The following is a 13162-nucleotide window of genomic DNA, read 5'->3' as shown; positions in this document are numbered from 1 at the left end:
TTCTTCCTCCTTTCACTATATAAATGTAAAAAAATAAAACAAAAAAAATATTTGATATAATCAATCTCATGGCGAAAGTGGTAGTAGGTTTATCAGGGGGAGTTGACTCATCAGTAGCAGCTTATTTATTAAAAGAACAAGGACATGAAGTAGTTGGTCTTTTTATGCGAAATTGAGATTCTTATTTAAATAATGATATTTTAGGTAATCCTATTCCTCAAGATCAATGTCCTCAAGAAAAAGATTGAGCAGATGCACAAGAAGTAGCTAAAAAAATTGGTATCGAAATTAAAAGAGTGGATTTTGTTAAAGAATACTGAAATGATGTTTTTGAACATTTTATTAGCGAATATAAAAAAGGAAATACGCCCAATCCTGACATTTTATGTAATAAATACATTAAATTTGATAAGTTTTTAAATTATGCATTAGATCAATTAAAAGCAGATTATATTGCAATGGGCCATTATGCTAAAGTAATAAATGGTCATTTATATCGTGCTTTAGACCAAAATAAAGACCAAACTTATTTTTTATCACAATTAAATACAGCTCAACTTTCTAAAGTACTTTTTCCTTTAAGTGATATAACTAAAGAAGAAGTAAGAAAAATTGCTCAGGAGCAAAATTTGATTACTGCTAATAAAAAAGATTCGACCGGAATTTGTTTTATTGGTGAAAGAAACTTTACAGAATTTTTAAAAAATTATATTCCTTCACAACCAGGAAATATTGTGGATATTCGTACAAAAAAAGTTGTAGGAACTCATCCTGGCGCAATGTATTTTACTTTAGGACAAAGAAAAGGTCTAAATTTGGGAGGAATGACTGAGCCTTTTTTTGTTGTAGGTCACAACATCAAAGAAAGAGAAATTTATGTTGCTCCTGCCTCAGATCCTGTTTGATTAATTTCAGATGCTCTATTAGCTGAAGGTTTAACTTTAAATAATACAGATTTTAATGTTAATAATTTAACTGCAAAAGCAAGATATCGTCAAGATGATTTTCCTGTTACTATTGAAATGATAAAAGACAATCAAATAATGGTTTATTATCCTCAAGGGCAGGAAGCCATTACTCCTGGACAACAAATCGTTTTATATGATGGAAACAAATGCTTAGGTGGAGCTACCATTAAAAATATTTACAGAGACAAAAAAATTATCGATTATGTTTAACGATAATTTTTTTTAATTTTAAATGAGTATTTACTACATAGCAAAATTTTTAACATGTTATAATTTTATTAAGATATTTTTAATTAAAATTAAGGATGAAAATGACAGGACCTGAAATAGTAAAATGAATATTTGTAACTATCTGATCTTTTATTTTTTTGTGCTTAATTTTAACTGAAATTTTTACCACCGGCATCTTCAGCGGGATTGGTGCTGTTGCAATTATTCCAACAATTATTATTGCTTTAGTTTGAGGAGAAAAAAATTGAACAATTGCAATTCAATTTTTAGTAGTATTAATATTCTGAACTGCAGGATATTTCATATTTTATAAAATATTAAAAAAAATAATAAATTCAAAATCCTCTAAATTTATTGGTTCAATTGAAGATTATATCGGACAAGAATTTCAACTAATAGAAACATCTACAGAAATTCATGCTCCAGATTTAAAATATGGAAAATTAAAAATACAAGATAAGGTATTTCGTGTCTTATCTGATAAAAAAGAAGGAATTATTGAAAAAGGCAGTTTAGTGATTATTACTAAAATTGAAGGTAATACCTTTTTTGTAAAAAAAGCTCAAAAATAACAAAGGAGACTTAATGGAAACAAGCTTAATAGTAGTAATTGTTGTTGCAATTTTAATAACTTTATTTTTATTAGTACTTATTATTAAAGGAATTAAAATTGTGCCACAATCTTATTTTATAGTAATTGAAAGACTAGGAAAATATCATAAAACTTTAAAAAATGGACTTAATTTCATTGTGCCATTTATTGATAGAACAATTAAAAAAGATAATTTTAAAGAAAAAGTTTTAGACTTTGATGCACAAGATGTCATCACTAAAGATAATGCCACAATCAAAGTGGATACAGTAGTTTATCTACAAATTACAGATCCTAAGTTATTTACATATGGAGCAGAAAATCCCAAAAAAGCGATTGAAAATTTATCTGCTACAACATTACGTAACTTACTTGGGGAATTGGAATTAGATGAAACTTTAACTTCAAGAGATACAATCAATACTAAATTAGCTGATATTTTAGATTCAGCCAGTGATAGCTGAGGTATTAAAGTAAATCGAGTAGAACTAAAAAATATTTTACCTCCTAAAGAAATTCAAACTGCCATGGAAAAACAAATGCGTGCAGAAAGAGAAAAAAGAGCTTCTATTTTAGAAGCCGAAGGACAAAGACAATCGGCAGTTTTAGAGGCAGAAGGATTAAAACAATCTTCAATTCTTAAAGCTGAAGGACAAAGACAATCAGCTATTCTGAAAGCTCAAGGAGTTAAAGAATCACTAATTTTAGAAGCCGAAGGACAGAAAAAAGCTATTAGTTTACTGTTAGAAGCTAATTTAAATAAAGAAGTTTTAACTTGAAAATCTTTAGAACAATTAGAAAAAATAGCTGATGGACAAGCCACCAAAATTATCATTCCGCCAAACCTTACAGATGTAGCTTCAACTATGGCTACTTTTGGAGAAATTGCAGGAATTGATATTAAAAAGAAAAAATAAAATTTCTCTTATTTATGCCAAAAACAATATTTTTTTTGAACAAAGAAAAAACCAAAAAGTTTTTTAATCATAAAATATTTTCTTTAGCAATTCAAATCATTTTAATTTTTTGTGTGATTTGAATTGCTCTTTTCTCACCTTTAATTATACTTTTAAATATCAAACAGTTTTTTCTTGCTCCTTTTAATATAAAACATATAGATCAAAACATAGACATTGATGAAGCTTATAGCAATTATGTTGCATTAATTAATTATTTAACTTTTACAAATTCAGCAAGTTTACAATTTCCTACATACAAAATCTCTGCAACTGGGATAATCCATTTTGAAGATGTAAAACATATTTTAAATATTATTACTGCTATTTTAATTGCTACATCTTTAATTTTTATCCCTGTTTTGTCTTTTGCTATTTGAAAAAAACAATTTAATTTTTTAATTTGAAGCTTTTTAACAGCATTAATTTTAATATTAATCATTATTATTGCTTTCGCAATTGATGCAGATAAATTATTTATCTGATTTCACAAAGTTTTTTTTAATAATGATTATTGATATTTTGACCCTGATAAAGATGAAATTATTAAAGTTTTACCACAAATGTTCTTTTATAATTTCTTATTTTTTGTTTTTGGTATTAGCCTTTGTATTTTTATATTTCAGCTTGTAGTTTGAGTTCTTTTACGGAAAAAATACCGGAAAAAAACCAGCTACTAATTATTTATATTATAATTACAATTAATTTTTAAAACAGTTAAATACAAAGGAGAATTTATGATTAATGTCAATGAATTTAAGCCAGGAATTACTTTTCAAGAAGATAATGGAATTTTTATTGTTCTTGAATCACAACATTCAAAACAGGGGCGTGGACAAGCAACAGTAAAAGCAAAAGTTAAGAATTTGAGAACTGGAGCAATTACATTAAAATCTTATACAGGTGGAGAAAAAGTCGAAAAAGCTCATATTGAAAAAGTGGGAATGAACTACTTATATGATGACGGAAATGCAATTGTATTAATGGATGAAAATACATATGAACAAGTTACAATTGAAAATAGCAAAGTTGAGTGAGAAAAGAATTTTTTAATTGAAGGACAAAAACTTTCGGTAAGAAAATTTGAAGATGAAATTTTAGATATCGAATTACCAATTAATATGGAGTTGAATGTTACAGTTGCACCAGATGCTGTTAAAGGTAATTCAACTTCTAATCCTCAGAAAAAAATTACTTTAGAAACAGGATTTGAAATGGATGCTCCGCTTTTTATTAAAGAAGGAGAAAAAATTATTGTATCAACTGAAACCGGAAAATATGTAGGAAGAGCTACCAAGTAAATCTATGCAATACATTTTATTAAATTATGGATTAAACAAAAGTTATAACATCCACCAAAATGTTTTTGTTCAAGTTATTAATAACTCTTTAAATGCAAAAAAAGAAATTGAACTAATTGATGAACCGATAGTTAGCTTTGTAGAACAAAATACCAATGTTGAAATTTTCATCAATATAAAGATTAAAATTGATTTAGATATCATTGAGATAATTAATCATTTAACTACAAGCATCAATGAGGATATGAAAAACTTAATTGGTGTTGCTCCAAAAAATATTCAAATAAATTATCAAGGGAGATTTTAATGTCATACAACAACGATTTAAATACTTTAGCAATCAATACTCTTTCAATTAATGGAATTGCTGCCGTTAATAAAGCAAATTCAGGGCATCCAGGAATTGTATTGGGTGCTGCTCCTATTATTCATACCCTTTTTACTAAACACTTAGTTTTTGATCCTAAAAATCCAACATGAGTAAATCGCGATAGATTTATCCTTTCTGCAGGACACGGTTCTGCTTTATTATATTCAGCACTAAGATTACTAGGATTAATTTCACAAACCGATTTAGAACAATTTCGTCAATTAGATTCAAAAACACCTGGACATCCTGAATTTGGACACACAAAAGGAGTTGAAGCAACTACTGGGCCATTAGGGCAAGGAATAGCAACAGCTGCTGGTTTAGCAATTGCTGAAAAACATCTAAATTCACTATATCCTGAATTATCTCATTATACTTATGTACTTTGTGGAGATGGTGATTTACAAGAAGGTGTAGCTTTTGAAGCACTTGCTTTAATCGGACATCTAAAGTTAAATAAATACATTTTAATTCATGATTCAAATGACATTCAATTAGATACACCCGTAAATAAAGTAGATTCAATCAATCATAAACAAAAAATGGAAGCTTTTGGATTTAACTATATTTTTGTTGATGAAGCAACTGTTGATAAAATTGATGCAGCAATTATTGAAGCTAAAGCATCAACCAAACCAACATTTATTGAAGTAAAAACAGTTATTGGAGCTGGTGCTCCAAAAGCCGGAACTTCAGATGTTCACGGCGCTCCTTTAGGTAAAGACTTTGAAATTTTAAAAACAAATTTAAATTGAACTTATGGTGATTTTGAAGTTCCAGCAGAAGTAGAAAAATTATATCAAGAAACAATTTTTGCTCGTGGTGCACAAGCTTTTGATGCTTGAAAAGCTTCTCCAGCATTAGAAAAATTTTTAACTACATCAACAAATATTTCATTAGATTTAGAACTAAAACAAAATGATGCAACCAGAAATTCTTCTGGTACAGTGATTAAATATTTAAACGATATTTTACCTAATTGAATTGGGGGATCAGCTGATTTAGTAGCTTCAACTAAAGCTGGGGGAGCTGATGGTGATTTTTCAGCTCAAAACCCAAAAGGAAGAAATTTACTATTTGGTGTACGTGAATTTGCAATGGGTTGCATCGCCAATGGTTTAGCATTACACTCAAATTTTAGACCCTTTGTTTCAACTTTCTTTGTTTTTTCTGATTATCTAAAAGCTGCAATGCGTCTAGCAGCTTTAATGAAATTACCAGTAACTTACATTTTTACTCATGATTCGGTTTTTGTAGGTGAGGATGGTCCAACTCATGAACCAATTGAACAATTAGCAATGCTTCGTTCAATCCCTAATTTAAAAGTTTTACGTCCAGCTGATGAAAAAGAAGTTTTAGCTTCATATGAATTAGCCTTACAATCAATAGAAACACCACATGCAATTGTCCTAACTCGTCAAAACATCGTTTCGCTTGCTAACACTTCAAAAACTAAATTTCATAAGGGTGCTTATCTAATTAAGGAATCACAAAGTCCTTGAACATTAATTGCTACTGGTAGCGAATTGGCAAATGCAGTAAAATTAGCTGAAGAATTTGACTTAAATGTAATCTCAATGTCAAACTTTGATTTCAAACAAGAAATTTTTTGAGATATCCAAAAAGCTATTTCAATTGAAGCAGCCACAACTTTTGGTTGAGCTAAATTTGCTAAATTTAACATCGGCCATGACGGATTTGGTTATTCAGCTCCTGGTGATTTAGTTTATGCTAAAATCGGCTTAAATTACGAAAGTTTAAAAACTGCCATTTCAAAAATTATCAAATAATTATTTTCAATAAATATCCTTTAACACTTGTAAGTTTACAAGTGTTAATTTATTTTTTTGTTTTTTTAGTTAAAAAAACAAAAAAAACAAAAAAAACAAAACTTGAATAAGTAAATCGAAAATGAAATAAAACTAATCTAACAAATTGAGAATTCAAGTAATTAAAAAAAGTTTTTTTTGTTTAAAGTATAATAAATTTACATTTATTTTAAGGTGGATGGAAATTATGAAAAATAAGAAAAATATGCAAAATATTGTAAATCACTTAAAAGCTACAGGTTTTGTATTCCAAGGTTCAGAAATTTATGGTGGACTGGCAAATACTTGAGATTATGGACCTTTAGGAGTTTTATTAACAAAAAAAGTTAAAGACTATTGATGAAAAGTTTTTATCAGACAAGAAATAAATAATTATGCTTTAGATAGCAAAATTTTAATGAATAATCAAGTGTGAAAAGCTTCAGGCCATATCGATAATTTTACAGATGCATTAATTGAAAATAAGATAAATAAAAAACGTTATAGAGCAGACCACTTAATTGAAGAATTATTCCCCGAAATTGATGTTACAAAATTATCAAAAGCAGAAATGGCAGAAATTTTAAAAACAAAAGTGCCTTCTTATGATAATTCCAAAACTGACTGAAGCGATATTAGAGAATTTAATTTAATGTTTCAAACCCAACAAGGTGTTTTAGCAAATGCAAAAGATATTGTTTATTTAAGACCTGAAACTGCTCAAGGTATTTTTGTTAACTTCAAAAATATCACTCGTTCTATGCGTGCTAAATTACCTTTAGGAATCGGTCAAATCGGTAAGTCTTTTAGAAATGAAGTAACTCCAGGAAATTTTATTTTTAGAACAAGAGAATTTGAACAAATGGAACTAGAAATTTTTGTAAATCCAAATGATGATGATCAAGAATTTACAAAATATTTAAATAAAATGCAAAACTTCTTATTAGATTTAGGAATTAATGAATCATCAATTAGAATTCGTCATCATAAAAAGGAAGAATTAGCACATTATTCAAAAGCTACTTCAGATATTGAATTTAAATTTCCTTTTGGTTGAGGGGAATTATTAGGAGTAGCCAACAGAGGAAATTTTGACTTGACAACTCACATGCTACATTCAAAGGAAAATCTTGAATATCGTGATCCTATTACAAATGAAACTTTCATTCCTTTTGTAATAGAACCTTCAATCGGGCTTGATCGATTAACTTTAGCTTTAATTTCTGATGCTTTCGAAGAAGAAAAACTTGATGATGAAAATACAAGGATTGTTTTAAAATTAGATAAAAAAATTGCTCCTTATCATCTTGCAATTTTACCTTTAACTAAAAAACAAAGCCAACAAGCTAAAGAAATTTTTGATCAATTAATTAAAAATGATTTAGATATAAGTTTTGATGAAGCTGGTTCAATTGGAAAACGTTATCGCCGTCAAGATGCAATTGGAACACCATATTGTATTACGGTGGATTATGATACAGAAAATGATCAAAAAGTGACAATTAGAAATCGTGATACTATGCAACAAGAAAGAGTGGAAATTAGTGGAATTTCCAACTATATTAAATAACTAGAAGGAAAAACATGAGCCAAAATAATTCAAACATTATAAATGAAATAGTATTAAATACTGATATTATTGAAATTATTTCAACTCATGTTAATCTCCAACAAAAAGGAAAAAATTTCTGAGGGATTTGTCCTTTTCATGAAGATACAAATCCATCCATGTCTGTTTCATCACAAAAAGCACTTTTTAAATGTTTTGTCTGCGGTAAAGGAGGTAATGCAGTTCAATTTTTGATGTTATTCAATAAATGGGACTATATTACTACCATTAACCATCTTGCTCAGTTGCAAGGTATTAATTTAAATTTAAAAAAAGAAAATGATTTTTACACTATTCAATATAGTGAACAAGAAAAAAAAATGCTTGAAGCTATCAAAAGCTCCATGGCACTTTTTAAATTAGAAATTTTTTCAAATTCAAGCTTAAATTCTGTTTTAAAAAATTACTTAGAAAACAGAAACATTGATGCTGATATCATCAACGAATTCAACATTGGATATGCGCCTGATAATTATTTAAATACTTTAAATGTTAAAAAAATTGAGCAATCAATTTTAATTAATGCTTCTTTAATGACAGAAAATTTACAACCTTTTTTTAAAAATAGATTAATTTTTGGAATCAAAAACCATCAAGGAGATATGGTGGGTTTTTCTGGGAGAACACTTGACCCAGAAGCTAAGACTTCCAAATATATTAATTCAGCTGAATCATCTATTTTTCAAAAAAGCAAAATTCTTTATAACTTTAGTACAGCTAAAGATTTTATTAACCATACAAAAGAAGTTCTAGTAGTTGAAGGATTTATGGATGTCATAGCTTATCATCGTGCTGGAATTAAAAATGTGGTAGCAATCATGGGAACTGCTTTAACTGAAGATCATTTAAAATTGCTAAAAAAAACTAAAGTAATTTTAAATTTAGATGGTGATTTAGCAGGTAAAAATGCAACAGAAAAATCATTAATTTTATTAATTAAAAATAATATTGAAAATTTTGTGATTGTTAATCCAACGAATTTAGATCCTGATGAAATTTTAAAAGATCAAGGTGTTAATGCCTTAAAAAAATTATATGAAAAACGTATTTTAGGAATAGAATTTTTATATGATTTATACAAAACAAAAGTAAAAAATACTTTTGAATCTACTGTTGAATTTAAACAAAAATTTAGTTATTTACTTAGTTTTTTAGATACAGAAAAACAAAATTATTTTTTATTAAAAGCCAAAACTGAATTAAATATTGAATTAGTCATTTATAGAGAAAATTTTAAAGCTCGCCAAAAAGATTTTTATGAACCAATTGATTTTATAGCTGATGATCAACAATTATTTTCAAATGAAACAAAGAAGGAAAGATATCAAAATTTCCAGAAAAATCATGAAAATAATTTTGTTAAATACAATAGATTAAATAATTTTTTGGTAGAAAACCAAAACCACATAAAATTAGCAAAAGAAGTAATTTATTTACTACTAAAAAATCCTTCTTTTTTAAAATTATCATTAAGCGATCGACCTATTTTATGGCATGATGTTAAATATAAAAGAATTGTTGATCATCTAGTGCATGAAGCAATCGGTTTAACTTTAATCCCTCCTTTAAATGAAAATGATTTAAAGGAGTTAGAAAATTTAAAAACAGAAACTGAGCAACTAGAAAAATTTGCTTATTCAAATAATTTTTCTGACTTAAAATATGCAATTGAAAAATATCAAAAAATCTTGAAACAAGATTTAAATAAACAAGTACTTAATAACCTTACAAAAGAAAATGATCCCAAACTTTTAGAACAACTAAACAAAAATATCAAAAAACATAATTAAAGGAAATGTTTATGTCACTTTTTGAAACTAGCAGTAGCCAAGATAAAAAAAATATTAGTAGTAAAAATTTCAATAAATATAAAAAAATTCTAAATAACCTTTTATATTTTACTCAATCAGATAATGCTGTGCATACAAAAATAAAAGGCATTAATATAGATCTTTCGAAAATTTTGTCTAAAAGAGATTTAGAAAAAATTTTTACTAAAAGTGAATTCAAAATCAAAATAACACAAAATCCTTTAGAAACACTTTTAGAAAATTTAGAAAAAGTCGGTAACGAAACTGAATTGGCAGAATTTTTGGATGATAACTTACTTACTTTCTCTAACAGATTAAAAAAAGAAGCTAAAAAAGATCTTTTAGCAGCTAAAGAAGAAATTAAAAATAGAATTATCAAAGATAAAAATATTTTTTTAAAAAGATGAAAAACTAATATCTTATCTGTTAAAAATATTTATGATGAATTAGGTATTTGACCTTTATTTGTTTCATCATTTTTTGTACAACACAATAGTTCTAAAACTTTTTTTTATGCACCTTTACTTTTTAAAGAAGTGGAAATTTTAATAGAAGATAATCTTGTTTATTTAGTTTCTAAAAATTCTGCCTTAATTTTAAATGATAAAATCAGTTTTTTAGCTCATGAACATTTTTCATTAGATATTCCTAAAATTAAGTCTATTGAAAATATTAGTTTTAGCGAAGCTATTGATGAATTATTAATTGAAACTAATGAATATTTTCAAAAATTAACTCCAAACATTAATTTTATGTCTGAATTTATCTCAATGAACATGAAAAGTGATCTACCCAAAACAGATGAAATTATCATTTATCCTGGGATAGTTTTAAATTCAGCTATGCCATCTGGTGGTAAATTACGCGAAGCAGTAATTGATTTAATTAAAGAAGATCAAATTGAAAATTTAGTAAATATTGATTTACTAAAAGATTATTCAGATGATGCAAATCAAAAAGTTCTTAACTTAAATCCTTTAACAAGAATTATACCTACAGATATTTCACAAGAAGCTGCTATTCTTGCTGCAATGGATCATTCATCTATTATTATTGGGCCTCCTGGAACAGGAAAATCGCAAACTATTGCTAATATTTTGGCTAATATTTTGGCTCGTAAACAAACAGGATTATTTATTTCTCAAAAAAAAGTAGCTCTTGATGTTGTTTTAAAACGTATGTTTGATTTGGAAACTTTAATGTTACCTTTTAGTAATATTCAAAAGGGAAACAAGAAAGATAAAGAAAAATTTTATAGCATTATTCAGCAAAGAATTCAACAAATTAAACTAAATAAAGAATTTTTAGATAAACCAATTTATGGTCAACCTTTTTTAAATTCAATTGAAGTAGAATATTCAAAAACAAAATTAAATGTTAATCAAAATTTTGACGAAGATGGATATAATGCATTCACTCAACTTTTAAAACTTTATAATGCGAAAATAGGACAAAAATTTCAAAATTCTGTTTTTAATGATGATGTTAAAACAATTTATAAGTTACTTGCTACTTTTGATTCAAAAGAAAAATTTTTTGAATATTGAAATGATAAAAATATTTCAAAAATAGAACTTGCCAGAAAACTGGAAAAAGTTCGCCTAGAAATTAAATTTTTAAAACTTGCTTTTTATGAAAAATCCTTTAAGAAAAAATGAAAAATAATTGAACAGATTAAGACTATTAATGCTTTTTCTTCATTTAAGAAACAAGATTTTGAATTACTTTATCAAATTGATGAAGAGCAATATGATACATATTTTCAATATTATTTACATGACACATACTACAGTCTATGATGAGAAAAAGGTAAAAAAATTGATAATGTTCAAAAAAATGATATTAAACAAATAATTGAAACCATTTCTGCGATTAGCAAAGCTAAAGTAGAGGATAAATTAGCTACTGACAAAGAATACAAAAAGACTTTTAAATCTTTTGTTGGTCGTGCAGAAAGAGCCTTTACTAACCCACAGATTTTTATCAAATTATTTAGTGATATTTTAAAAGATTTATTTCCTATTATTGTTGGTACTCCAGAGCAATTAGCACCTTATATTGATTTTAAAAATGATGCATTTGATTTTGTTATTTTCGATGAGGCTTCACAGTTATTTTTTGAAAAAGCTATTCCTTATATTTCGATTTGCCAAAATGTTATTGTTGCAGGGGATGATAAACAAATGCAACCTTCAAACTGATTTGGTTCAAGATTTCAAGAAGATGATGAAAAAAATGAAATTAATGAAATTGAATCATTATTAGATTGAGCTAAATTACAGTCAATCCCCAAATATAATTTAGAAATGAACTATCGTTCTGCAAATTCAGAACTTGTATTATTTTCTTCCAAAAATTTTTATGAAGAAAATTTAAAAGCTTTAGATCATGTTCAAAAAATTCAAACTAATTCCATTGAAGTGATTGAAGCTAATGGAAAATGAGAACAGTCAATTAATGAAATTGAGGCTGATAAAATAATTGAAGTTGCAAATGAAAATATTGATAAATATAATAGTATTATTTTGCTAATCTTCAATAGCAAACAACAACAACTGATCATGGAAAAAATCTTATCTAATCATCCTAAATTAGAAAATGCAATTTATGAAGATAGATTAAGTGTTAAAAATATCGAAAACATTCAAGGTGATGAAGCAGAGTTGGTAATTATCTCTGTTTGTTATGACAAAACAACAAAATTAAATAGTGTTTATGTAATGACAAAAAGCGGTCGTTTTGCTTTAAATGTTGCAATTACTCGTGCAAAATCAAAAATGATAGTTATTAAATCAATTAATTCTAAAGAAATTATTTTAAATGAAAATAATTTGAATTTAGGTGTATTTAAAAATTGACTTGAATATTTAGAAATGGAATCTAAAAAGCGAAAAACTTATGCAATTATTCAAAAAGCGAATGCAGTGAAAGCTTCAAAACGTAATTTAGAAAAACAAATATTTAAATGAATGCAAATTCAAGATTTTGCAAATAACATTGACATAGAAGCAAATTACCCTATTGGTTCTTATGATTTAGATTTGGTTTTATTTGAAAAAAATACAAAAAAAATTATTTTAGCTATCGAATTAGATCTATTTATCTCACATAATAGAATTAATCAATTAATTGAAGATAGAAAAAAACAAGATTTTTTGATCGCCAAAGGATATCCACTTTATAGAATCACAGAAAACACATGATTTTTAAGTAAAAATCAAATAATTAAAGATATTGAAAAAAAATTATCATTCACAAAATATAATTAATAAAAAAACTAAAAATATATAAATCTTTAACTGTTAAAAAGTTTATTTTTTAATTAAATTTAAAGTTTATTTTTGTATAATTTCCACTAATATGAAAAAAGAACTTTTAAAAAAATGAAAGAAATACAGTAATAGATTTTATATTTTTGTATTTTATTTATCTTATGTAAATCTTCCTTTTTTTCATACAGAAACTCATCAGGATATTTTTGATAAATTTCTCCAGACTGCTGCCTAGTAATTAAAT

10 protein-coding genes are annotated in these 13162 nt (G+C 26.4%); all 10 read left to right on the top strand.

Annotated elements, in window-relative coordinates:
- Window positions 1-68 precede the first annotated feature (68 nt).
- The 10 genes from mnmA to NV226_RS01635 all read left to right on the top strand — a co-directional run bounded on the left by mnmA (window position 69) and on the right by NV226_RS01635 (window position 12915).
- Window positions 69-1178 (top strand): tRNA 2-thiouridine(34) synthase MnmA, encoded by a 1110-nt coding sequence (gene mnmA, locus NV226_RS01680; RefSeq protein ID WP_373423259.1) that lies wholly within the window; start codon window positions 69-71, stop codon window positions 1176-1178.
- Between the two features lie 95 nt (window positions 1179-1273).
- Window positions 1274-1771 (top strand): NfeD family protein, encoded by a 498-nt coding sequence (locus NV226_RS01675; protein WP_258210600.1) that lies wholly within the window; start codon window positions 1274-1276, stop codon window positions 1769-1771.
- A 13-nt stretch (window positions 1772-1784) separates the two neighbouring features.
- Window positions 1785-2708 (top strand): SPFH domain-containing protein, encoded by a 924-nt coding sequence (locus NV226_RS01670; RefSeq protein ID WP_258211171.1) that lies wholly within the window; start codon window positions 1785-1787, stop codon window positions 2706-2708.
- 14 nt (window positions 2709-2722) lie between these two features.
- Complete coding sequence (locus tag NV226_RS01665) at window positions 2723-3427, top strand: TIGR01906 family membrane protein (protein WP_258211170.1); 705 nt, start codon at window positions 2723-2725, stop codon at window positions 3425-3427.
- A 57-nt stretch (window positions 3428-3484) separates the two neighbouring features.
- Entirely contained in the window at window positions 3485-4048 is a 564-nt protein-coding gene (gene efp, locus NV226_RS01660; RefSeq protein WP_258211169.1) for an elongation factor P, read from the top strand.
- Window positions 4049-4052: 4 nt separating this feature from the next.
- Window positions 4053-4355, top strand: a complete 303-nt coding sequence (locus NV226_RS01655) for an MMB_0454 family protein (RefSeq protein WP_258211168.1) — start codon at window positions 4053-4055, stop codon at window positions 4353-4355.
- Window positions 4355-6208 carry a transketolase gene (locus tag NV226_RS01650; RefSeq protein WP_258211167.1) on the top strand — a complete coding sequence of 618 codons (1854 nt, stop codon included), beginning with the start codon at window positions 4355-4357 and terminating at the stop codon, window positions 6206-6208. The genes NV226_RS01655 and NV226_RS01650 overlap by 1 nt, the downstream gene beginning before the upstream one ends.
- Before the next feature lie 226 nt (window positions 6209-6434).
- Window positions 6435-7796 carry a glycine--tRNA ligase gene (locus NV226_RS01645; RefSeq protein ID WP_258211166.1) on the top strand — a complete coding sequence of 454 codons (1362 nt, stop codon included), beginning with the start codon at window positions 6435-6437 and terminating at the stop codon, window positions 7794-7796.
- Between the two features lie 14 nt (window positions 7797-7810).
- Entirely contained in the window at window positions 7811-9625 is a 1815-nt protein-coding gene (dnaG, locus tag NV226_RS01640) for a DNA primase (protein ID WP_258211165.1), read from the top strand.
- A gap of 11 nt (window positions 9626-9636) precedes the next feature.
- Window positions 9637-12915: an AAA domain-containing protein gene (locus NV226_RS01635; RefSeq protein WP_258211164.1), complete on the top strand. Its 3279-nt coding sequence runs from the start codon at window positions 9637-9639 to the stop codon at window positions 12913-12915.
- The last annotated feature ends 247 nt before the right edge of the window (window positions 12916-13162 follow it).

Origin of the sequence: Mycoplasma iguanae, assembly GCF_024722375.1 — a bacterium.
In the GTDB taxonomy this organism is placed as follows: domain Bacteria; phylum Bacillota_I; class Bacilli_A; order Mycoplasmatales; family Metamycoplasmataceae; genus Mycoplasma_M; species Mycoplasma_M iguanae.
Note: the sequence above shows the minus strand (reverse complement) of the source record. Positions and strands in the feature narration are given on the sequence as shown.